Raw genomic sequence first — 22064 nt, 5'->3', positions numbered from 1 at the left:
TTCGGCGCCCCGGGCAGCAGCGGCCTGCGCTTGCTGATGCAAGCGCTCCAGGTTGCCGGGCACGTCCACTGGCAGCGGCGCACCCTGATACACGGCGATACGCATGGCGGTTCTCTCGTCAGTCGGCCAGGGCGATTGGGCCAATTTCATTGAACACGTCGCCTGGGCCTGGGTTGTCCGGATGGGTGTGGCCACCGAAGTGGGTCATGATACCCCACACCGCATTGAGCGACGTTTGTACCGCCCCTTCTACCCAGGCGGGGGTCCAGGAGACGTCATCACCGGCGATGAACATGCCGCGCTGCTCGGCTGGCATGTCCTGCTGCATGAAGTGCGCGTACATCCGCTGGTTGTAGCGGTAGTGGCCGGGCAGAGCGCCTTTGAACGCACCCAGGAAGTGCGGATCGGCTTCCCAGGAAACCGTAATCGGATCGCCGATGATGTGCCCGGCGATGTCCACTTTCGGGTAGATCTTCTTCAGCGCATCCAGTGCCAGTTTCACCCGTTTTTCCACGGGTTGAGGCAGCATTTTCAGGGCATCGCTCATCCATGAATAGGACAGGCAGATTACCCCCGGCTTGTCGTCGCCGTTGTCGAACAGGTAAGTACCACGGGTGAGGCGGTCGGTCAGGGTCATGCTCATCAGGTCGCGACCGGTTTCCGGGTCCTTGTCCTTCCAGAAGGGGCGGTCGACCATGACGAAGGTCTTCGACGACTGCATGTAGCGTGTGCGGTCCAGGGCCATCCACATCTTCTGCGAGAACAGCGACTCCTCGCATTCGATCTGCGTAGTCAGCAACCAGCTCTGGCAGGTGGTCAGTACTGCGGCGTAGTGACGGGTATCTCCCCAGTTGTCAGTCACCGCCAGGCGACCGTCGCTGGCCCGGGCAATACGTTTGACGCCCGGCCGCGGCGCGCCTCGGTGCAGTGAGCTCAGGCTGGTACCTGCGGGCCAGTGGGCACAACGCTCAGGAACATGGCGCCAGATGCCCTGCGGCACCTGCTCGACGCCACCGACGATCAAGTGCTGGTGATCGTCGCAGTTGGTCATTACCACACGGAAGATTTCCAGCATCGAGTTGGGGAAGTCCGAGTCCCAGCCGCCCGTGCCGAAACCCACCTGACCAAAGACTTCTCGGTGCAGGAAGCTGAGCTTGGCGAACGACTTTGAGGTCGCAACGAAATCGTAAAAGGTGCGGTCGTCCCAGAGCGGCACCAGCGTGTTCCACAGCTCTTTGAGGCGCGGAACATCACGGTCACGGATGGCTTGCTGGATATCCCCAAAGCGCGCGCCGCTTTCCAGGGCGTCGGCCCAGGCATCGGCCACTTCCTGGAACAGCTTGGGCAAATCGGAGAGTTTTTCAGCGTAATGGGTCTGGCCTTCCAGATCGATCACGGTGCTGCCGGACGCCGGGGTCAGCGGGTTGGGGAAGGGCTTGGTCTCAAGGCCGAGCTTGTCCACATAGTGATAGAACGCCGTGGAGGACACTGGAAAACGCATTCCCCCCAGTTCTGCAATGATCCCGTCAGTGCCTTCAAAGGCTTGCGAGCGCAGGCGGCCGCCCATCCTCGAGGCTTCGTAAACGACCGGTTTCAGGCCCAGCTTCATCAACTCGTACGCGGCCACCAGGCCGGCGATCCCGGCACCGACAATCGCTACTTCCTCACCCTGTCGCTCGGCCGGGATGCTGCCGAGGCCTGCGGGGTGTTCGATCCAGTCGTCAAAGGCGAAAGGGAAGTCCGGGCCGAAAATAGTGACGGGTTTCTTTCCATCGGCGGGGTGGCGATTGTTCTTGTTCATGATTGACCTTGCCAGGGCTGCGCGGAGTGCGGAGCTTGAGTATAGGAAACTGCCTGGCGGTCATTTTAGAGGGTGTGGATTTCGTTATTAAGATGCAGAGTGTCGTCGTTATGCTCTTATTTATGTCATTTAGACGACGATACGCTACAAAGTGACGATCTGTGTGGGCGCCGGCGTGGCTCATGCCATGCCGGCCGAGGCGGTCAAATCGGCTGCCTGCGATCCACCTTGCTGCTGAGGATGATCGAGGTGGTGGTTTTCTCCACACCTTCGACGTTGCCGATTTGATCGAGCAACTGGTCCAGTTGCTCCGGTGAGTCGCTGCGCAGCCAAGCCACATAGTCAAACTCGCCACTCACCGCACATAACTGCTGGATCTGGCCCATGGCACTGAGCCGCCGCACCACATCCTTGCCGGAGCGTGGCTGCACGGTAATCCCGACATACGCCTGCAAGCCGCCATCAATCACTCGCTGCCCGAGGCGAACACCGTAGCCAGTGATTACCTTGGTTTTCTCAAGGCGAGCCAGCCGTGAGGTGACGGTAGTACGAGCGATGCCCAACTGCCGGGCCAGCGTTGCCACGCCTTCACGGGCGTTGATCTGCAACAGGGCGATGAGTTGACGGTCGATTTCGTCGAGGGCTGCAGCGCGTGTTTCAGGCATGGGGTATCTCGGATACAGGCCCTGGGTCAGGGCTATTGGGCTGGCTGAAAGGCCTTGGTGCCAGGTTAACGGCACTTGCATCCTCTGTGGGATGCAGGCTTGCCTGCGATGGATTCGGCGGGGTGCCCGCATTTACGCGGTGCTTGCATCACAGGCATGAGCTTATTCGGCTCATGGTGTGAGCCGATTGTGTCGGCTATTCGGCTCACTGTCCAACAATGAGGCAGTGCTGTTTGCGGACAGGCGTGACGTGAGCTTTTTAGGGCAGATACGAAAAAGCCGCGCAGTGCGCGGCTTTGAACGTGGTGGGCCCAGCAGGACTCGAACCTGCGACCAAGGGATTATGAGTCCCCTGCTCTAACCAACTGAGCTATAGGCCCTCAGTGGTCGCGGATTATAACGAGGGTTTCCAGGCTGTGCCATCCGAAAGATCTGAAACTGCTATACGAAGAAAGGTCGCGGCAAACTCTTCGGGTGGTAATGGCAAGCTGACGATGTAGCCTTGGATCTGTTCGCAGCCCTCGGCCGCGAGGAAGCGTTGTTGGGCAAGGTTCTCTACGCCCTCGGCAATGATGGTCAGTTGCATGCTGCGGCCCAGGGCGATAATGGCGCGGGCAATCGCTGCGTCATGCGGGTCGTCCGGTAGGCCGCGGATGAATGACTGATCGATCTTGAGGATGTCCAGCGGCAGGCGCTTGAGGTAACTGAGCGATGAGTAGCCGGTGCCGAAGTCGTCGATAGCCAACTGTACGCCCAGGCGTTTGAGTTGGTGCAGAATCGCCAGGGCCTCTTCGGCCTGGCTCATGATGAAGTTCTCAGTGATCTCCAACTGCAGGTCGCCCGCGCTGAGGTGGTAGGTATTGAGCAACTGTTCAATACGTTTGACCAGGCTGGGCTGACGTAACTGGGCCCCCGCCAGGTTGATCGACAGTGGGCCGAAGGCGAGGTAGGTCTCTTTCCATTGCTGCATTTGTCGGCAGGCATGTTCCAGCACCCAGTCGCCCAGTTGCAGAATCATGCCGTTCTCTTCTGCCAACGCAATGAAGTGTTCGGGCGGAACATCACCAAAGGTGGGGTTGCTCCAGCGAATCAGGGCTTCGGCACCAATCAGGCTTTGGGTTTTCAGGCTGAACTTAGGCTGGTAGTACAGGCTCAGTTCGTCGCGCTCAATGGCTCTGCGCAGTTCATGCTCCAAGGCAACGCGCGCGCTGGCCTGTGCGGTCAGGTCGCGTGTGTAGGATTCGACGCGGTTGCGGCCCTTGGCTTTGGAACGGTACATCGCGGCGTCGGCGTTTCGGATAAGTGATGCAACGTCGCTGCCGTCCTGTGGATAAAGGCTGGTACCGATGCTGGCGCTGGTGAAGAACTCATGTTCGCCCGCCTGGAAAGGTGCACTGAAGCAATTCAGTAGCTTGGCGGCGATGTGTTCGGCGTCGCTGGGTTGGTGCAGGCCGGGAAGCAGGATGATGAACTCGTCACCGCCCAGGCGGGCGACGGTGTCGATATCCCGCACTTGCTCCTTCAGGCGATGGGCGATGCCTTTGAGCAGCAGGTCGCCGACCGGGTGACCAAGGCTGTCGTTGATGTGCTTGAAGCGGTCCAGGTCGAGAAACAGCACGGCTCCCTGAGCCTTGGAGGTTTGTGTGCAGCTCAAGGCGGCCTGTAGCCGGCTTTCAAACAGGGTACGGTTGGGCAGGCCGGTCAGTGGATCATGGTGCGCCTGATAGTCGAGCTTGGCCTGGGCGTGTTTGATGCTGGAGATGTCGGCGAATACTGCCACGAAGTGGGTGATTTCCCGGCCGCTATTACGTACGGCACTGATGGTCAGCCAGCCTGGGTACACTTCGCCGTTCTTGCGGCGGTTCTGAATTTCGCCTTGCCAGTGGCCTTCGGCGGTCAGTTGGTGCCACATGGCCGCGTAGAAGGCGCTGTCGTGCTGGCCAGAAGCGAGCAGGCGCGGTGTCTGTCCCAGCGCCTCGAATTCGCTGTAGCCGGTGATCTCGCTGAAAGCCCGGTTGACCGCACTGATACGCTGCTCGGTATCGGTGATCAGCACGCCCTCGGCCGTATTCTCGAAGACAGTGGCCGCCAGTTGCAGTTTTTCCTGCATCAGGTGGCGCTCGGTAATATCGCGCGCGATGGTCAGCATGCACTCTTCGCCGGCGATGGGCAGTGGCCGCGCTGAGAGTTCACACAGGCGAATCTGCCCGTCGCTGCGGCGAATATGGCAGGTGTAGTCGCGCACGAAGCCGTCCCTTTCCAGCAGTTCCAGCAGGCGTTTGCGTTCATTGAGGTCAACCCAGATGCCCAGGTCAATCGATGTGCGGTCCAGCGTCACGCTCAGGTCATAGCCTGTCAGGCGGCAGAACCCTTCGTTGACTTCAATCAGCCTGCCGTCTCGCTGGCGCGACAGAAGAAGCCCGTCGGGTGAGGCATGGAAAGCCTTGGCGAACTTCTCTTCGGATGTTTGCAACTGATCCTGGGCTTCCTTGAGTTGGCTGATGTCGCGTACGGCCACCACCAGGGCAGGCGTGCTATCCAGCTGGAAGGCCTCGACCGAGGTCAGCCCGGTAAACACCTGGCCATTGCGACGTTTGAACAGCATCTCAAGATTGCGCACCTTTCCGGCCTGCAGGCGCCGCAGTAATTTGGGGCCTATGCCTTCGATGCCCCAGATGTTCAACTCGGTGGCGGTCTTGCCGATGACGTGTGCCGGGCTCAGGCCAAGCTGCTCCTCGAAGGCTTCGTTGACTTCAAGCAGGCAGCCGTCGCTGAGGCGGGCGATAACCAGGATGTCTGGGCACTGCTGGAACACTGAGGCGAACTTTTGCTCAGAAAGGCGCAGGGCCAGTTCGGTATTCTTGGCTTCACTGATGTCTATCATCAAGCCGCGCATGACCGGCTTGTGCCCGTGTTCGATCAGGCTGACGATGTCGCGCACCCACAGGCTACGCCCGTCGGCAGTGATCACCCGGTAGTCGAGGCTGTGATCGCGTCCTGCAGCGGTTTCGCTGTCACAGTAGGCCTGTGCCCAAAGCGCGTCGTCGGGGTGCAGAATGCTGTTCCAGAAGCCGGGCTTGAGCCAGTCGCTGAGTGGATAGCCCAGCAGGTTTTCGGCATGGGGCGAGACGTAGCTGTAGGTGAAATCTTCGGTGTCGGCTTCCCAGGCGATGGCCGAAAGGCTCTCGATCAAGCCGCGGTAGTGGTATTCGCTGCTACGCAACTCCTGTTCAAGGGCGATGCGTCTGGAAATCTCGGAGCTGAGTCGGCGGTTGCTCCAGATGACCACCGCCAGGATGGTGAGCAGCACCAGGATCCCTGGCAAGCCATACATCAGCAGGTCGTACCAGCCTGTGCGGCGATCCAACACCTTGCCGACCCAGCGCTCCTGGATATTGCTGATCTCGCCCGGGCTCATGTCGGCCAGGACTTTGTCGAGGATTGCGACGAGTATTTTTTCCTCGCGGGGCACGGCCATTGCCAGTTGATAGCGATAGGGGGTTTCCCCGCTGACATACAAGCCTTCCAGCTTCTGCTGGCGTAGGCTCCAGATACTAGATGCCAGGTCGCCGACCACCGCATCGACCTGGTCTGTCGCCAGGGCTTGCAAGGTCGAGCTGACGTTGGGCAGGGCGACCAGATTGAGGTCGGGGTGATGGGTGCGTAACAGTTCGTGGGGGGCGTAGTTCTCAACCACGGCGACTTTCAGGCCATAGAGGTCTTTCAGGTCGTGGGGTTGCGCGCCGCCCTGATGGGCAAGAATGACAATCGGAAAATCCAGGTAGGGGCGCGTAAAGGACAGGTAGCTTTGTCGTTCAGGCGTCGACATGATGCCTGGCAACAGATCCAGTTTGCCGTTTCGAGCCTCCTCCAGTACTGCAGTCCAACTGATCGGTTCGATCGGTTTGAATGCGACCCCCAGGCGATCCTCGAGCAAGGTGATGTAGTCGGCGGCCAGTCCCTGGTAGCGACCCTCCTGGTCCCGGTATTCAAAGGGTGGCCAGGAAGCATCGACGCCTAGGCGCAGTTGCGGGTGCGCACTGAGCCAGGCTTGTTCTTCGTCTGTCAGGGTCAAGGCGCCGGCCGTTGCACTCCAGAGAAGCTGGAGCAGCAACAGGATGGCCGGCAATCTGAGCATAGCGGCCTCGTCACACAGGTAGTCTGATTCGAGTGTAGACGGCGCTTTTGCCTAGGGGATAGTGGCGAAAGTCTTAAATGCAGATGCCATGAAAAGAAAAACCCCGGCGCAAGGGCCGGGGTTTGTCATCACTCGTCGAGGAAGGAGCGCAGATGCTCGCTTCGCGTCGGGTGGCGCAGCTTACGCAGTGCCTTGGCTTCAATCTGACGGATCCGCTCACGGGTCACGTCGAACTGCTTGCCGACCTCTTCGAGGGTGTGGTCGGTGTTCATGTCGATACCGAAACGCATGCGCAGCACTTTGGCTTCGCGTGCAGTCAGGCCGGAGAGCACGTCACGGGTTGCTTCCTTGAGGCTTTCGACAGTGGCCACATCAATTGGCGACTGCATGGTCGAGTCCTCGATGAAGTCGCCCAGATGCGAGTCTTCGTCGTCACCGATCGGGGTTTCCATGGAGATCGGCTCTTTGGCGATCTTCAATACCTTGCGGATCTTGTCCTCAGGCATTTCCATGCGCTCACCCAATTCCTCCGGCGTCGGCTCGCGCCCCATTTCCTGCAGCATCTGCCGGGAAATACGGTTGAGCTTGTTGATCGTTTCGATCATGTGTACCGGGATACGGATGGTGCGAGCCTGGTCGGCGATGGAACGGGTAATCGCCTGACGGATCCACCAGGTGGCGTAGGTCGAGAACTTGTAGCCGCGACGGTATTCGAACTTGTCCACCGCCTTCATCAAGCCGATGTTGCCTTCCTGGATCAGATCGAGGAACTGCAGGCCACGGTTGGTGTACTTCTTGGCAATGGAGATCACCAGACGCAGGTTGGCCTCGACCATTTCCTTTTTCGCGCGGCGGGCCTTGGCCTCACCGATCGACATGCGACGGTTGATGTCCTTGATTTCGGCAATCGTCAGACCGGTTTCTGCTTCCAGGTCTACCAGCTTCTGCTGGCAACGCACGATGTCGGCGTCCAGGCGGCCCAATGCTTCAGCCCACTTGGTGCTGCGCTTGGCAAGATCGCCGCTCCAGGTCAGGTCGACTTCGTTGCTTGGGAACATGCGCAGGAAGTCGGCACGTGGCATACGTGCATCACGTACGCACAGCTGCATGATTGCGCGTTCCTGGGCCCGCAGGCGTTCCAGGGCGCTACGTACACGCTCGACCAGTACTTCAAACTGTTTTGGAACCAGTTTGATCGGCATGAACAGCTCGGCCAGTTGCAGCAGTTCGGCGATGCCTTGCTTGCTGTTGCGACCGTGCTTTTTCAGCACCTTGACCGTCGCTTCGAGCTGTTCGGCCACTGCGCCGAAACGCTGGCGAGCCACTTCCGGATCCGGACCGCTTTCGGTCTCTTCCTCGTCGTCGGAGGCTTCGGCAGCCTCTTCCTCGTCGTCATCAGCGACCGCAGCCGGAGCGGCTTTGGTGTCGACCGGTGGCGGCATTTCGGCCGGCGCGGCGATGCCGTCATCCGGGTCGATGTAGCCACTGAGCACGTCGGACAGACGGCCGCCTTCGGCGGTTACACGGTCGTATTCGCTGAGGATGTAGTCGACAGTACCCGGGAAGTGGGCAATCGCACCCATGACTTCACGGATGCCTTCCTCGATGCGCTTGGCGATTTCGATTTCGCCTTCACGGGTCAGCAGCTCAACCGTACCCATTTCGCGCATGTACATGCGCACTGGGTCGGTAGTGCGACCAATGTCGGTTTCCACAGCTGCCAACGCGGCGGCCGCTTCCTCGGCGGCGGCTTCGTCGGTATCGGCTTCGGCCAACAAAAGGGCATCCGCATCCGGAGCACTCTCGAATACGTTGATCCCCATGTCGTTGATCATGCGGATGATGTCTTCCACCTGCTCCGGATCTGAAATATCCTCTGGCAGGTGGTCGTTGACCTCCGCGTAAGTCAGGTAGCCCTGCTCACGACCGCGGGTGATCAACTCTTTGATGCGAGACTGCTGTTGCGCTTTTCCGGACATAACACCCTATCCACTGAAGGTCTTGGCGGGCAAAAAAACAAGCCGAGGATTATACCCGAGCATGGACCTCACGCGCCAGTTGAGGTCGGGTTTTGTGCGGGAACATTACGGCTTAACAGGTCGCGCAGCTGATTTTTTTCCTCTGCGCTCAGTTCACTTTGACGTGCTTTCCTGAGCAAATGTTCCAGGCTGCGCTCGCGTTGGCGAGCGGACAAGCTAGTTATAGTGTCGAAAAACTGTTGTTCAAGGTTGTCGGCATCGATCAACCATTCCTTTTCTGCCAGCGCTCGCAGCAAGCGGCCTTGTTCAGTGCCGTGCCAGCGTGCGATCAGCTGTAATGAGCGTAGCTCAGGATTTTTCTGCAAGGCCTCAAGCAGCGCCACCAGTAGCTGAGCGTAATGGTGCTCTTCGGCAGCGAAGTGGCTGGCGTCCTCGACTTTTTTGGCCAGTCGCGGGTGGTGCAGCAGTGTACGCAGGGCGCTCAGCGTGGGTGGCTCGACGGCGGTCGGTACCCGTGGTGGCGCCTCTTGATTGCGGCCATTGCGCTCCCATGGCTTGCCTTTCTTGTCCCATGGCTTGCCGTCCCACTTCTTTTTCTGGCCACCCTTGTTCGGTGTCCACTGCTGCTGTGGCGGCGTGTATTCGGGCTGATGAAAATCATTGTAATCGGGTGTGTAGTCGGGCATCGCACCGTAGTCGATGCCCGGGTCGTAGCTGGGCGGCGCTTCGGTGGGCGCACTGTGCGACAGCTGCTCGACCTGCTCGCTATTGAGGCCGGTAATTTCCTTCAGCCGATTACGCATCAGGGCGCGCAGGTTTGCACCGGGCACTTTGTCGATCAGCGGTGCGGCGAGGGTGGCCATGTGGGCCTTGCCTTCGAGCGAGCGCGGGTCGGCCTCTTCGGTCAGTCGTTGAAAAAAGTAATCGGCAAGCGGTTGAGCGTGCTGGTTGATCCGTGCGCGGAAGGCGTCTGTGCCTTCGGCGCGAATCAGGGTGTCAGGGTCTTCACCTTCGGGCAGGAACAGGAAGCGTGCCTTGCGACCATCCTGCAGGCTCGGCAGTGCAGCTTCCAGTGCGCGCCAGGCGGCATTGCGGCCAGCCTGGTCGCCGTCGAAGCAGAACAGCACGCTGGGCACCACGCGGAACAGGCGCTTGAGGTGTTCTTCGCTGGTGGCTGTGCCCAGGGTGGCTACGGCATTGCGCAGGCCTTGCTGGGCCAGGGCGATGACGTCCATGTAGCCTTCTACGACGATAATTTCATCGAGATTGCGGTTGAACTTGCGCGCTTCGTAGAGCCCGTACAGCTCCTGGCCTTTGTGGAATACAGGCGTCTCCGGGGAGTTCAGGTACTTGGGCTTGTCGTCCCCCAGCACGCGGCCACCAAAGGCGATGACGCGGCCCCGGCTATCGCGGATCGGGAACATGACGCGATCGCGGAAGCGGTCATAGCGTTTGCCGGTTTCGGCGTTCTCGATCAACAGCCCGGCGTCGATCATGGCTTTTTGCTGCAGTGTATCGCTGCTGAGGTGCTTGAACAGGTTGTCCCAGCCGGGCGGGGCGAAGCCCAGGCCGAAGTCGCGGGCAATTTCACCGGACAGGCCACGCCCTTTGAGGTATTCGACTGCTGATTTGCGCGTCGGGTGGCTTTTCAGGGCCTGGCGGTAGTACTCCGCGGCGGCTTCCAGCAGTGGATAGAGCGGTGAATCGGTCGGTTGCCGGGGCTTGTGCCCGCGCTGGCCTTCTTCGCGTGGCACTTCCATGCCGGCCGCTTTGGCCAGTTCCTCGACAGCCTGGGGAAAGTCCAGGTTGTCGTGGTCCATGATGAAGCCCAGGGCGTTGCCACCAGCGCCGCAGCCAAAGCAGTAGTAGAACTGCTTGTCGGGGCTGACGCTGAAAGAAGGGGTCTTCTCTTTATGGAACGGGCAGCAGGCGGTGAGGTTCTTGCCGGCTTTTTTCAGTTGGACGCGTGAACTCACCACATCGACGATATCGGTGCGGTTGAGGAGGTCGTCAATGAAACTTTGGGGTATCAGCCCGGCCATGGCACTCTCATCATCAGGCGATAAACCAGTGTAATCGCTAATGCTGCGGGAACGGCTGCGCATTCGAGCGTGGTCGAATGTTCATAACACAAGTGTGGAAGAGTGTGCTCGCCTGCAGCCCGTGAGGACTCGTCAGTGTTGACGTGCACAGCTGGCGTGATGCCAGTTCTGACGATTGGAAGGCCTGCTTCAACCGACGAGCGGTCTCTGCAGCTCAGGTGTTTAGGCCTGAGTAAAACATCATCTGCCGACAACCCGGCGTTTAGACCGGGTTAGGCAGAAGCGTGGTCGAACGTCTGTATTAGTACAGGCGAACGGCGCGGCGCTGCTCGCGCTGGACTTTCTTGGCGTGACGCTTAACTGCAGCAGCAGCCTTGCGCTTACGCTCGGAAGTCGGCTTCTCGTAAAATTCGCGGCTACGAACTTCAGCCAGTACACCGGCTTTTTCGCAGGAGCGCTTGAAACGACGCAGAGCTACGTCGAAGGGTTCATTCTCTTTAACTTTGACGGCTGGCATCCAGAGCTACCTTCATTTAGTACCGGGGCAACGTACTCGTGGCAAAAATGTGCGCTGGAGAACGTCGGTTTTTAAGGGTTGCGGATGTTAACCCTTAGACGCTCGGAATGCAAAGCCTCTGATCGAAAACCGCTGGTCGGCATCGGGTACGGGGACTATCATGCGCGCCTTCGAATTCAGCCTATACAAGGCATAGACCCATGCTAGTACTGGGATTGGAAACATCCTGCGACGAAACCGGCGTCGCATTATACGACAGTGAGCGCGGTTTGTTGGCCGACGCGCTGTTCAGTCAAATCGACCTTCACCGTGTCTACGGCGGGGTGGTGCCCGAGCTTGCCTCGCGTGATCACGTCAAGCGCATGCTGCCGTTGATCCGGCAGGTGCTGGCCGAGGCCGACTGTGTCGCGACCGAGATCGATGCCATCGCGTATACGGCAGGCCCCGGGCTTGTCGGTGCGTTGCTGGTTGGTGCCTCCTGCGCCCAGGCCCTGGCGTTTGCCTGGGGCATCCCGGCGTTGGGCGTACACCATATGGAAGGCCATCTGTTGGCGCCGATGCTGGAAGCCCAGCCGCCGGAGTTCCCGTTCGTCGCCTTGCTGGTTTCGGGTGGCCACACCCAACTGGTCCGGGTGGATGGTATCGGTCGCTACGAACTGTTGGGCGAGAGCCTGGATGACGCAGCAGGTGAGGCGTTCGACAAGACTGCCAAGCTGATCGGTCTGAACTATCCGGGCGGGCCAGAGATTGCCCGCCTTGCCGCTCAGGGCGTACCGGGACGCTTCGTGTTCCCGCGGCCTATGACCGATCGTCCGGGCCTGGATTTCAGCTTCAGCGGCCTGAAAACCTTTGCGCTCAACACCTGGCAGCAGTGTCAGCGCGCTGGGGACGACGGTGAGCAAACCCGTTGCGACATCTCGCTGGCCTTCCAGCAGGCAGTGGTGGAGACTTTGACCATCAAGTGCCGGCGTGCCTTGAAGCAAACCGGCCTCAAGCGGCTGGTGATTGCCGGTGGAGTGAGCGCGAACAAGGCCTTGCGTGCGTCGTTGGAAGAGATGCTGGCCGGGCTCAAAGGCAATGTGTATTACGCGCGCCCAGCGTTCTGTACCGATAACGGGGCGATGATCGCCTATGCCGGCTGCCAGCGTTTGGCCGCCGGGCAGCACGAAAGCCTGGCAATTACAGTGCAGGCGCGCTGGCCGATGGAGCAGTTGCCAGCGCTTTGAAGCTGAAAGCCATTCATGTTTCAGGTTCAGAAGTGTCGTTCGCGTCCAGCGAAAAGGTCGCGTAGATTGCCGCGATGGCGCCAGACGATCAGTATCGTCAGCACGCTTATCGGCAGCAGTGCCTCAGGTTCGCGCCAGGCCAGCAAGGGCAGGGTGAGCGGTGTGGCGATCAACGCGGCCAGCGAGCTGGTACGGGTCAGGCGGAAGGTAAGCAGCCAGGCACTGATGGCCAGCAGAGCAGCCGGCGGGTAGAGGCCAAGGAGCATGCCGGCGGCAGTGGCAACGCCCTTGCCGCCACGAAAGCGAAAGTACACCGGGAACAGATGGCCGATGACGGCGTACAGGCCGATCCAGGCTTGTTGTTGCAGGCCAAGGCCCAGCGCTTGCGCGATCAGTACGGGCAGCAGGCCTTTGCAGAGATCGCCGAGCAGGGTCAGGATGGCGAGTTTTTTCCCCGCCAGGCGCAGCATGTTGGTCGCGCCGGCGTTGCCTGAACCGCTCATGCGCGGGTCGGGGCAGCCGTTCAGGCGGCTGAGTAGGATGGCAAAGGACAGCGAGCCGAGCAGGTAGGCGAGCAATGCCAGTAACCAAAACATGCTAACTATTCCGGGCGAGGACGCCCTGATTCTAACGGCGCAAGGCGCCCTTGTCGTGCAGCGGAGAAAAGTGCTTGGACAGAGTGTTCATCGAAGGGCTGGAAGTCGATACCGTCATCGGTGCTTACGATTGGGAGCGCGGTATTCGCCAGTGCTTGCGGCTGGACCTGCGATTCGCCTGGGACAATCGCCCGGCAGCCGCAGGTGATGACCTGACGCTGGCCCTCGATTACGCCAGTGTGTCGGCGCGCATCCAGGCTTTTGCCGAGCAGGCGCAGTTCCAACTGGTGGAAACCTTTGCCGAGCGCTTGGCCAAGGTGCTGATGGACGAATTTCAGATTCCCTGGCTGCACCTCAAGCTGACCAAGCCCGGCGCCGTCCCGGAAGCCAGCGGGGTGGGTGTGGAGATTGAGCGCGGATGTCTCTGACCACGGTTTACCTTGGGCTTGGTAGCAATACCGAGCGAGAACGGCATTTGACCGCAGGGCTTGATGCGCTGGCATCGTTCCTTGTGGACATGCACTGTTCGGCGGTGTTCGAGAGCCAGGCGGTGGGTATCAAGAGTGGCCCGTTCTTCAATCTGGTGGTGGTAGCGAAGACCGATCTGCAGCTGACGGAGCTGGATCGTCGCTTGAAGTTCATTGAGGCCGACAACGGTCGCTATGCGCCTGAGCGCAAAGGCTTGCCGCTGGATATCGATGTACTGCTGTACGGCGATCTGGTCGGTAATTTCGATGGTTTGGTGCTGCCGCGTGCCGAAATTCTGAAAAATGCCTTCGTGCTCTGGCCGTTGTCGCTGATTGCCCCCGAACTGGTTCATGTTGAGGTCGGTAAGACCATGGCTCAGTTGTGGGCTGACTCGCATATCGAACAGGTGTTGGCGCCTGTGCCGTTCGAGTGGCGCGGTCAGCAACTGACGCGTCAGGACAGCCTCGGCGGGGATGCAGGCGCCGCCAAGGCTGATGAGGCGTGCTAGTGTGCGGCCGCGTCCTTGTAGGCCTTCAGCGCCTTCAGCCGCTCTGATTTAAGCGCATCACCCAAGGCTTGCCCCGTCAGGCCTTGCTGCACCAATGGCTGGACTGCGACCGCGCGTGCTGCCGCAGCTGCACCACGCAGGTAGTCCGCTTGTGGGTAGGGCCGCTGCTCCAGCCCAAGGCGCCCACGGGCGTCCATTTCGCAGGCCGCGATGAACGCCTCAAAACGCTCTGGGCGGCGATACACATCGAAGCTCTGCAACAGCTCCAGCAGGGTCGACGCCTTGAGCTCCAGGGCCCGGTGGCTGTGGGTGTGATACTCGCCGACCAGTATTGCCAGTTCCTGGCAGTCTCGCGGTACCTTGAAACGCTGGTTGACCGCTTTGATCAAGGGCCGCCCGCGATGCTCGTGGGCAATGTGCTGTGGCCATTGCGCTTCAGGGGTCAGGCCTTTGCCCAGGTCGTGCAGCAGGCAAGCCCAGCGCACGCTGAGGGGCTGTTGATGCACGGCCGCCTGTTCCAGCACGGCGAGGGTATGCAGGCCGGTGTCGATTTCCGGATGGTGTGCAGCCGGCTGCGGTACACCGAACAACGCATCGACCTCGGGCAGCAACTCCTTCAGCGCGCCACACGCCCGTAGCACCTCAATGAAGACCTGTGGTTGGTCTTCCATCAGTGCGCGGGAGATTTCCTTCCAGCTGCGTTCTGCCGTAAGGGCCTGGAGTTCCCCGGAGGCGCTGAGTTGGCGCATCAGTTCAAGGGTTTCCGGAGCCACCGTGAAGCCCAGGTAGGCATACCGCGCGGCGAAGCGGGCTACACGTAATACGCGCAGGGGATCTTCGGCGAACGCCGGGGAAACATGGCGTAAGATGCGCGCTTCGAGATCGCGGATGCCGTTGTAGGGGTCAAACACCTGGCCGTGTTCGTCTTCGGCGATGGCATTGATGGTCAGGTCGCGGCGGATGAGGTCTTCTTCGAGGGTGACCTCGGGGCTTGCGTGAAAGGTGAACCCGCCATAGCCACGCCCGCTCTTGCGCTCCGTGCGTGCCAGCGCATATTCCTCGCCGCTGCGTGGATGCAGGAAAACCGGAAAGTCGGCACCGACCGGGCGATAGCCCAAGGCTTGCATCTGCTCGACTGTCGCGCCCACTACCACCCAGTCGATATCTGTTACGGGCCTGTTGAGCAGGCGGTCACGTACCGCGCCGCCGACCTTGTAGATGTGCATTAAAAAACCTCCGTTGATGCCACAGGATACCCTGTCCGGCAGCAACGGAGGCTGGCTTCGCTACAGGTGTACGACGGCCAAGTCGAGGCGACCGTAATCGCCGTCCGAGTGTTCGCCTTTGGGCGGCACATGGTGGGTTTTGACGATCTGGTCGCCCTGCAGGGTTTCCAGGTGGATATCGAAGCCCCAGAGACGGTGCAGGTGCTTGAGTACTTCTTCGGTGGAGTCCCCCAGAGGTTTTCGGTCGTGCTGCTGATGGCGCAGGGTCAGCGAGCGGTCGCCCCGCCGGTCAATGCTCCAGATCTGCACGTTGGGCTCGCGGTTGCCCAGGTTGTATTGGGCGGCCAGGGTTTCACGAATGGTCCGGTAGCCGGCTTCGTCGTGGATCGCAGGCACCAGCAGGTCGTCGCGTTGGTCATCGTCGAGGATGCTGAACAGCTTGAGGTCGCGGATGACCTTGGGCGACAGGTACTGCAGGATGAAGCTCTCGTCCTTGAAGCTGCTCATGGCGAACTTGATGGTCGAGAGCCAGTCGCCACCTGCGATGTCGGGGAACCAGCGACGGTCTTCTTCCGTGGGGTTTTCGCACATGCGGCGAATATCGCGGTACATGGCAAAGCCCAGGGCATAAGGGTTGATGCCGCTGTAGTAGGGGCTGTCGAAACCTGGCTGGAACACCACGCTGGTGTGCGACTGGAGGAACTCCATCATGAAGCCGTCGGTCACCAGCCCTTCGTCGTACAGGTCGTTCATCAGGGTGTAGTGCCAGAAGGTAGCCCAGCCTTCGTTCATCACCTGGGTTTGCCGTTGTGGGTAGAAGTACTGGGCGATCTTGCGCACGATGCGCACCACTTCACGCTGCCAGGGCTCAAGCAGCGGTGCATGCTTCTCGATGAAATACAGGATGTTCTCCTGTGGCTCGGCCGGGAAGCGTGCGTTGTCTCTGTCGCTGTTCTTGTCACTGTTCTTGGGTATGGTGCGCCACAGGTCGTTGATCTGTTTCTGCAGGTGTTCTTCACGGTCCTTTTGCCGACGCCGTTCTTCTTCGGCAGAGATCGGGTAGGGGCGCTTGTAACGGTCTACACCGTAGTTCATCAGGGCATGGCAGGAGTCGAGCAGGTCCTCCACGGCATCAATGCCATGCCGCTCCTCGCACTGGGTGATGTACTGCTTGGCGAACACCAGGTAGTCGATGATCGAGCTGGCGTCAGTCCAGGTGCGGAACAGGTAGTTGCCCTTGAAAAAGCTGTTGTGACCATAGCAGGCATGGGCCACCACCAGCGCCTGCATGCAGATGGTGTTTTCTTCCATCAAGTAGGCGATGCACGGGTCGGAGTTGATGACGATCTCGTACGCCAGGCCCATCTGGCCGCGGCTGTAGGACTTCTCGGTGCTGAGAAAGTGTTTGCCATACGACCAGTGGTGGTAGCCCAGCGGCATGCCGACCGAGGCATAGGCGTCCATCATCTGCTCGGCGGTGATCACCTCGATCTGGTTGGGATAAGTGTCCAGGGCATAGCGCTCTGCCAGGCGGCCGATCTCACGGTCATAGGCCTGGATGAGTTCGAACGTCCATTCGGACCCCGTGGAAATGGGTTGGCGCTTCTGTTCTCTGGCGGTCATGTCACTAACCTGCGCTGGAAGAGTTCACGGAAGACCGGATAGATATCACCGGCCGATACCAGTTGTTGCTGGGCGAATGTGTCGGGGAAGGACTCGCCGATGCGCTCATACTCGAACCACAGGGCCTGGTGCTCGCGCGGGGTAATCTCGACGTACGTGTAGTACTGCACGAAGGGCATGATCTGCTTGCTGAGGATCTCGCGGCAGATCGGCGAGTCATCATTCCAGTTGTCGCCGTCCGAGGCCTGGGCGGCGTAGATGTTCCACTCGTTGGCCGGGTAACGTTCGGCCATGATCTCCTGCATCATTTTCAGGGCGCTGGAAACGATGGTGCCGCCCGTCTCCCGTGAATAGAAAAACTCTTCCTCGTCCACTTCGCGGGCACTGGTGTGGTGGCGGATGAACACGACTTCGATCTTGTCGTAGTTACGCTTGAGGAACAGGTACAGGAGGATGAAAAAGCGTTTGGCGATGTCCTTGGTTGCCTGGGTCATGGACCCGGAAACGTCCATCAGGCAGAACATCACTGCTTTTGAGCTTGGGTTCGGCTGTTTGACCAGCAAGTTGTACTTGAGGTCGAATGTATCAAGGAAGGGGACGCGATGAATGCGCGCACTCAACCGCTCTATCTCCGCTTCTATTGCTTGAATGTCGCCGAAATTGTCAGGTTCTTCCTGTTTCAGTCGGGCAAGTTCTTCCTGAGCCTCGCGCAGTTTGGCGCGGCTGCTGCCAGACAGGGCAATACGCCGTGCATGGGCAGAACGCAATGTGCGAATGATGTTGATGCGTGACGGGTTGCCTTCGTTGCTGATACCGGCGCGTACGGTTTTGAAGGTGTCGGTACCGGCCAGGTGACGCTTGACCAGGTTGGGCAATTCGAGGTCCTCGAACATGAATTCGAGAAACTCTTCCTGGGTGATCTGGAAGACGAACTCGTCCATGCCTTCGCCGGAGTTACCGGCCTTGCCGCGTCCACTGCCGCCACCGCCGCCTTGAGGGCGGGCGATATGTTCGCCAGCGGTAAACTCCTTGTTGCCGGGGTGGACGACGGTCTGCTTGCCGCCGCGGCCATGGTGCAGCACCGGCTCGTCAATATCGCGCCCGGGAATACTGATCTGCTCGCCGTGCTCCATATCGGTAATGGAGCGGCGGCTTACGGCCTCCTCGACGGCTTTCTTGATGTGGTCGCGGTAGCGCCGCAAGAAGCGCTGGCGGTTAACCGTGCTCTTGTTCTTGCCGTTCAGACGTCGGTCGATCACATAGCTCATGACTGCTCCTTATGAAGCCGTCTTGGAAAACCTTAGGCGGGTCAATCGGCCAGAACATCCGAAACGGACTGCTCGGGTGCGCACTGAGTGTGGCTGAACCACGCCGCCAGCTTTCCGACAACTTCCCTCAAGCCTGTGTAGCAGATATTGCTGACACAGGCTCTGGGCTAACGACAACCGGTGCTCCGGTTGCGGGTTATTGTGACTTTCTGACCCGCAGGTACCACTCGGAGAGCAGCCGGACTTGCTTGTCGGTGTAACCGCGTTCCACCATCCGTGTGACGAAGTCGTTGTGCTTTTGTTGATCCTCTTTGCTGGCTTTGGCGTTGAAGCTGATGACAGGCAGCAGGTCCTCGGTGTTGGAGAACATTTTCTTCTCGATGACCACGCGCAGCTTCTCGTAGCTGAGCCAGGTCGGGTTCTTGCCGTTGTTGTTGGCCCGGGCGCGCAGCACGAAGTTCACGATCTCGTTGCGGAAATCCTTCGGATTGCTGATACCGGCCGGTTTTTCGATCTTCTCCAGTTCCTCGTTGAGGGCAATGCGGTTGAGGATCTCGCCGGTTTCCGGATCGCGGTACTCCTGGTCCTGAATCCAGAAGTCGGCGTAGAGCACGTAGCGGTCGAAGATGTTTTGACCGTACTCGCTGTAGGACTCCAGGTAAGCGGTCTGGATTTCCTTGCCGATGAACTCGATGTAGCGGGGCGCCAGGTACTCTTTCAGGTAGCGCAGGTAACGCTCGCGCACCTCAGCCGGGAACTGTTCCTGTTCGATCTGCTGCTCCAGCACATACAGCAGGTGTACCGGGTTGGCGGCGATTTCGTGTGGGTCGAAGTTGAAGACCTTGGACAGGATCTTGAAGGCAAAACGGGTTGAAAGGCCGTTCATGCCTTCATCGACCCCGGCCGCGTCGCGGTATTCCTGGATCGACTTGGCCTTTGGATCGGTGTCCTTGAGGTTTTCGCCGTCATAGACGCGCATCTTCGAGTAGATGTTGGAGTTCTCTGGCTCCTTGAGGCGCGACAATACGGTGAACTGGGCAAGCATCTTCAGGGTGTCGGGCGCGCAATGGGCCTTGGCCAGGGAGCTGTTGAACAGGAGTTTGTCGTAGATCTTGATCTCATCGCTGACGCGCAGGCAGTACGGCACCTTGACGATGTAGATCCGGTCGATGAACGCCTCGTTGTTCTTGTTGTTGCGGAAGCTGTGCCATTCCGATTCGTTGGAGTGGGCCAACAGGATCCCGGAGTAGGGGATTGCGCCCAGGCCTTCGGTACTGTTGTAGTTACCTTCCTGGGTTGCGGTCAGCAACGGGTGCAGGACTTTGATCGGCGCCTTGAACATCTCGACGAATTCCATCAGGCCCTGGTTGGCCCGGCACAACGCACCCGAGTAGCTGTAGGCGTCAGCGTCGTTCTGTGGGTACTCCTCCAGCTTGCGGATATCGACTTTACCGACCAGTGCAGAGATGTCCTGGTTGTTCTCGTCACCAGGCTCGGTCTTGGCTACCGCGATCTGGTTGAGGATCGAGGGGTAGAGTTTGACCACCTTGAACTTGCTGATGTCGCCGCCGAACTCGGACAGGCGTTTGGTGGCCCATGGCGACATGATGGTATTCAGGTAGCGCCGTGGAATGCCGTACTCTTCCTCAAGGATGCTGCCGTCTTCCGCGGCATTGAACAGACCCAGCGGGGACTCGAAAACGGGTGAGCCCTTGATGGCGTAGAAGGGCACTTTCTCCATCAACTGCTTCAGCTTTTCTGCCAGTGACGATTTACCGCCGCCGACCGGGCCGAGCAGGTAGAGAATCTGCTTCTTCTCTTCCAGGCCCTGAGCGGCGTGGCGGAAGTAGGAGACGATCTGGTCGATGCATTCTTCCATGCCGTGGAAGTCTTCAAAGGCCGGGTAGCGCCGTATGACCTTGTTGGAGAAAATCCGCGACAGCCTCGAGTTGTGCGAAGTGTCGATCAGCTCTGGTTCGCCAATAGCCATCAGCAGGCGTTCGGCCGCCGAAGCATAGGCACTGCGATCTTTCTTGCAGAGCTCTAGATACTCTTGCAGTGAAAGTTCTTCCTGACGGGTGGACTCGAAACGTTGTTGGAAGTGGCTAAAAATACTCATGACGTCACCTCGCTCGATACGTGGAGCCGACGCCGGATCAGTCAGCTGATGCTGGCAAACAACCGGATGCCCGATTGCTTCATACCCCCCAGAACACCTGTAAAATCGCTACCGATGACCCGCACGCCGGTGTACCGGCTCTCCCCTTTTTGGATGGCCTGAGCCTAAGAATAGTTCGGAATCGGGGAGGTCAAGGGTGGTTGCGTGATAAGTTCGCCACGACCGTTCGTCAGATCTGGCGCCAGCCCACAGGGGACGTGGGCTGGAGGACCGTGAAAAAAATTATTCGGCGTCGCCTTGAGCGGTTTGCTCGGGGTAGACGCTACGCCACAGTTCGAAACCGCCATCAAGGCTGTAGACATCGGAAAAGCCCTGGCTGACCAGATAGGCCGCTGCGCTTTGGCTGGAATTACCGTGGTAGCAGACCACCACCAGTGGGGCATCAAGGTCGGCATTGCGGATGAAGTCGGCAACCGACTGGTTATCCAGGTGGTGAGCACCTGTGATGTGGCTGGCGGCGTAGGTCTGTGGATCGCGAATGTCGACCACGACCGCACCTTGCTCACGCAGCGCTTGGGCTTGCTCGGGAGGGATGCGTTTGAATTCGCTCATGGGGGTTCCTTCAGGAGTGATCAGCCATCTGAGAGGCTGCAGGCATTGAGGGTTGTGGGCGCAGGCTGCCTTCGCTGCTGCATTCGCACTCGAAGCGCTCGCCTGTGTCGACGTTCATCAGGGTCATGGAACCGCCCCAGACACAGCCGGTGTCCAGTGCGTAAAGGCCGGGTACGTCACACCGGCCTTCAAGCGCAGCCCAATGACCGAAGATGATCTTCAGGCCGTGGGTGCGTCGCTCCTTGTGACTGAACCAGGGCGCATAGCCGGGGAGCGCAGTATCGACCCCCTCCTTGCCTTTGAGGTCGAGCTTGCCGTCACTGGTGCAGAAGCGCATGCGGGTGAAGTAGTTGGTGATGACCCGCAAGCGCGTCACCCCGTGGAGGCTCTTGTCCCACTTGTTCGGTTCATTGCCGTACATGCCGTCCAGGTAGGGCTTCAGGCGTGTGTCATCACGCAGCACTTCCTCGACTTCCGCGGCCAGGCGCCTAGCCTTGTTCAGGCTCCACTGCGGCGGGATGCCAGCATGCACCAGGGCGATGTCGCGTTGCTCATCGTAGTGCAGCAGCTTTTGCTGGCGCAGCCAGTCGAGCAGGTCGTTGGCGTCTGGCGCTTCGATGATCTCGCGCAGGGTGTCACTCTTTTTCAAACGCTCGATATTGTGCCCGGCCGCCAGCAGGTGCAGGTCATGGTTGCCCAGCACACACACCAGTGAGTCACGCATGTTGTAGAGAAAGCGCAGGGTTTCCAGTGATTCCGGGCCGCGGTTGACCAGGTCACCGACCAGCCACAGCGTATCGACGGCAGGGTTGAACGCTACGCGCTTCAGCAGGCATTTGAGGGGTTGCAGGCAGCCTTGCAGGTCGCCGACGGCATAAACCGCCATCAGTGTAGGGCCCCAGGCACTGCAAGCCGGAATGGCGCGATGATCGCATCGAAGCGTTTGCCGTCTTCGGCAAACATCTGGTAGGTGCCTTGCATGATTCCAACACGCGTGGTGATGACCGCGCCGCTGCTGTAGGTATGGCTGGCTCCGGGCTCGATCAGCGGTTGCTGGCCAACCACGCCGGCACCGCGTACTTCTTCGACTTCGCCATCGCCGTTGGTGATCAGCCAATGCCGGGACATCAGCTTGGCGGGCAACTGGCCGTTGTTCTGCACCGTGATGGTGTAGGCGAAGGCATAACGGTCGTTGTCGGGTTGGGACTGCTCGGGAAGGAATCGGGTGACGACGCTGACGTCGATCTGGTAGCGAGGATCAGACATGCAAAGGGCC

General features: G+C 59.7%; 17 protein-coding genes, 1 tRNA gene and 1 pseudogene. 3 read left to right on the top strand and 16 right to left on the bottom strand.

Translation table 11 applies throughout. From position 1 onward, the window contains the following. The 8 genes and pseudogenes from EKA13_RS28310 to rpsU form a co-directional block, all read right to left on the bottom strand. Positions 1-105: pseudogene (locus EKA13_RS28310) on the bottom strand (carbon-nitrogen hydrolase); the annotation flags it as partial. A gap of 13 nt (positions 106-118) precedes the next feature. Next, positions 119-1801, bottom strand: coding sequence for a flavin monoamine oxidase family protein (locus tag EKA13_RS09000; protein WP_065759048.1), 1683 nt, complete (start codon positions 1799-1801; stop codon positions 119-121). A 203-nt stretch (positions 1802-2004) separates the two neighbouring features. Continuing rightward, positions 2005-2466 carry an Lrp/AsnC family transcriptional regulator gene (locus tag EKA13_RS08995; RefSeq protein ID WP_065759047.1) on the bottom strand — a complete coding sequence of 154 codons (462 nt, stop codon included), beginning with the start codon at positions 2464-2466 and terminating at the stop codon, positions 2005-2007. Positions 2467-2769: 303 nt separating this feature from the next. Continuing rightward, positions 2770-2846: transfer RNA gene (locus EKA13_RS08990), tRNA-Ile, on the bottom strand. A 14-nt stretch (positions 2847-2860) separates the two neighbouring features. Further along, a complete protein-coding gene (locus tag EKA13_RS08985) occupies positions 2861-6604 on the bottom strand; it encodes a bifunctional diguanylate cyclase/phosphodiesterase (RefSeq protein WP_065759046.1) in 3744 nt (1247 codons plus the stop codon). A 128-nt stretch (positions 6605-6732) separates the two neighbouring features. Then, positions 6733-8583, bottom strand: a complete 1851-nt coding sequence (rpoD, locus tag EKA13_RS08980) for an RNA polymerase sigma factor RpoD (protein WP_065759045.1) — start codon at positions 8581-8583, stop codon at positions 6733-6735. Between the two features lie 68 nt (positions 8584-8651). Beyond that, on the bottom strand, positions 8652-10625 hold the full coding sequence (dnaG, locus tag EKA13_RS08975; protein ID WP_065759044.1) for a DNA primase: 1974 nt from the start codon (positions 10623-10625) through the stop codon (positions 8652-8654). Between the two features lie 301 nt (positions 10626-10926). Then, positions 10927-11142: a 30S ribosomal protein S21 gene (rpsU, locus tag EKA13_RS08970; protein WP_002551877.1), complete on the bottom strand. Its 216-nt coding sequence runs from the start codon at positions 11140-11142 to the stop codon at positions 10927-10929. A 200-nt stretch (positions 11143-11342) separates the two neighbouring features. On the opposite strand from rpsU, the gene tsaD reads away from it, so the two are divergent. Beyond that, positions 11343-12368, top strand: a complete 1026-nt coding sequence (tsaD, locus tag EKA13_RS08965; protein ID WP_065759043.1) for a tRNA (adenosine(37)-N6)-threonylcarbamoyltransferase complex transferase subunit TsaD — start codon at positions 11343-11345, stop codon at positions 12366-12368. Between the two features lie 26 nt (positions 12369-12394). On the opposite strand, the gene plsY is transcribed toward tsaD, so the two are convergent. After that, positions 12395-12964, bottom strand: coding sequence for a glycerol-3-phosphate 1-O-acyltransferase PlsY (gene plsY, locus EKA13_RS08960; RefSeq protein ID WP_065759042.1), 570 nt, complete (start codon positions 12962-12964; stop codon positions 12395-12397). 74 nt (positions 12965-13038) lie between these two features. On the opposite strand from plsY, the gene folB reads away from it, so the two are divergent. Both folB and folK read left to right on the top strand, forming a co-directional pair. Next, positions 13039-13392, top strand: a complete 354-nt coding sequence (gene folB, locus EKA13_RS08955) for a dihydroneopterin aldolase (protein WP_065759041.1) — start codon at positions 13039-13041, stop codon at positions 13390-13392. After that, entirely contained in the window at positions 13383-13940 is a 558-nt protein-coding gene (gene folK, locus EKA13_RS08950) for a 2-amino-4-hydroxy-6-hydroxymethyldihydropteridine diphosphokinase (RefSeq protein WP_065759040.1), read from the top strand. The genes folB and folK overlap by 10 nt, the downstream gene beginning before the upstream one ends. Here folK and EKA13_RS08945 read toward each other — a convergent pair. The 7 genes from EKA13_RS08945 to apaG all read right to left on the bottom strand — a co-directional run bounded on the left by EKA13_RS08945 (position 13937) and on the right by apaG (position 22054). Further along, on the bottom strand, positions 13937-15166 hold the full coding sequence (locus tag EKA13_RS08945; RefSeq protein ID WP_065759039.1) for a multifunctional CCA addition/repair protein: 1230 nt from the start codon (positions 15164-15166) through the stop codon (positions 13937-13939). The genes folK and EKA13_RS08945 overlap by 4 nt on opposite strands. A gap of 60 nt (positions 15167-15226) precedes the next feature. After that, a complete protein-coding gene (locus EKA13_RS08940; RefSeq protein WP_065759038.1) occupies positions 15227-16789 on the bottom strand; it encodes a SpoVR family protein in 1563 nt (520 codons plus the stop codon). After that, the gene (locus tag EKA13_RS08935) at positions 16786-18057 is read right to left on the bottom strand and encodes a YeaH/YhbH family protein (RefSeq protein WP_065759037.1); all 1272 of its coding nucleotides are present in this window, start codon (positions 18055-18057) and stop codon (positions 16786-16788) included. Before EKA13_RS08935 ends, EKA13_RS08940 begins: the two co-directional genes overlap by 4 nt. Before the next feature lie 196 nt (positions 18058-18253). Continuing rightward, positions 18254-20176, bottom strand: coding sequence for a PrkA family serine protein kinase (locus EKA13_RS08930; RefSeq protein WP_065759036.1), 1923 nt, complete (start codon positions 20174-20176; stop codon positions 18254-18256). 282 nt (positions 20177-20458) lie between these two features. After that, positions 20459-20788 (bottom strand): thiosulfate sulfurtransferase GlpE, encoded by a 330-nt coding sequence (gene glpE / locus EKA13_RS08925; RefSeq protein ID WP_065759035.1) that lies wholly within the window; start codon positions 20786-20788, stop codon positions 20459-20461. Between the two features lie 10 nt (positions 20789-20798). Beyond that, complete coding sequence (locus EKA13_RS08920) at positions 20799-21674, bottom strand: symmetrical bis(5'-nucleosyl)-tetraphosphatase (protein ID WP_065759034.1); 876 nt, start codon at positions 21672-21674, stop codon at positions 20799-20801. After that, on the bottom strand, positions 21674-22054 hold the full coding sequence (gene apaG / locus EKA13_RS08915) for a Co2+/Mg2+ efflux protein ApaG (protein ID WP_065759033.1): 381 nt from the start codon (positions 22052-22054) through the stop codon (positions 21674-21676). The genes EKA13_RS08920 and apaG overlap by 1 nt, the downstream gene beginning before the upstream one ends. Positions 22055-22064 lie beyond the last annotated feature (10 nt).

Origin of the sequence: Pseudomonas defluvii, from assembly GCF_001695625.1 — a bacterium.
GTDB lineage: Bacteria > Pseudomonadota > Gammaproteobacteria > Pseudomonadales > Pseudomonadaceae > Aquipseudomonas > Aquipseudomonas defluvii.
Note: the sequence above shows the minus strand (reverse complement) of the source record. Positions and strands in the feature narration are given on the sequence as shown.

Bases quoted from the DNA above. Each gene is read 5' to 3' on its own strand.
- EKA13_RS09000 (WP_065759048.1), bottom strand. From the start codon at position 1,801: ATGAACAAGAACAATCGCCACCCCGCCGATGGAAAGAAACCCGTCACT.
- EKA13_RS08995 (WP_065759047.1), bottom strand. From the start codon at position 2,466: ATGCCTGAAACACGCGCTGCAGCCCTCGACGAAATCGACCGTCAACTC.
- EKA13_RS08985 (WP_065759046.1), bottom strand. From the start codon at position 6,604: ATGCTCAGATTGCCGGCCATCCTGTTGCTGCTCCAGCTTCTCTGGAGT.
- rpoD (WP_065759045.1), bottom strand. From the start codon at position 8,583: ATGTCCGGAAAAGCGCAACAGCAGTCTCGCATCAAAGAGTTGATCACC.
- dnaG (WP_065759044.1), bottom strand. From the start codon at position 10,625: ATGGCCGGGCTGATACCCCAAAGTTTCATTGACGACCTCCTCAACCGC.
- rpsU (WP_002551877.1), bottom strand. From the start codon at position 11,142: ATGCCAGCCGTCAAAGTTAAAGAGAATGAACCCTTCGACGTAGCTCTG.
- tsaD (WP_065759043.1), top strand. From the start codon at position 11,343: ATGCTAGTACTGGGATTGGAAACATCCTGCGACGAAACCGGCGTCGCA.
- plsY (WP_065759042.1), bottom strand. From the start codon at position 12,964: ATGTTTTGGTTACTGGCATTGCTCGCCTACCTGCTCGGCTCGCTGTCC.
- folK (WP_065759040.1), top strand. From the start codon at position 13,383: ATGTCTCTGACCACGGTTTACCTTGGGCTTGGTAGCAATACCGAGCGA.
- EKA13_RS08945 (WP_065759039.1), bottom strand. From the start codon at position 15,166: ATGCACATCTACAAGGTCGGCGGCGCGGTACGTGACCGCCTGCTCAAC.
- EKA13_RS08940 (WP_065759038.1), bottom strand. From the start codon at position 16,789: ATGACCGCCAGAGAACAGAAGCGCCAACCCATTTCCACGGGGTCCGAA.
- EKA13_RS08935 (WP_065759037.1), bottom strand. From the start codon at position 18,057: ATGAGCTATGTGATCGACCGACGTCTGAACGGCAAGAACAAGAGCACG.
- EKA13_RS08930 (WP_065759036.1), bottom strand. From the start codon at position 20,176: ATGAGTATTTTTAGCCACTTCCAACAACGTTTCGAGTCCACCCGTCAG.
- glpE (WP_065759035.1), bottom strand. From the start codon at position 20,788: ATGAGCGAATTCAAACGCATCCCTCCCGAGCAAGCCCAAGCGCTGCGT.
- EKA13_RS08920 (WP_065759034.1), bottom strand. From the start codon at position 21,674: ATGGCGGTTTATGCCGTCGGCGACCTGCAAGGCTGCCTGCAACCCCTC.
- apaG (WP_065759033.1), bottom strand. From the start codon at position 22,054: ATGTCTGATCCTCGCTACCAGATCGACGTCAGCGTCGTCACCCGATTC.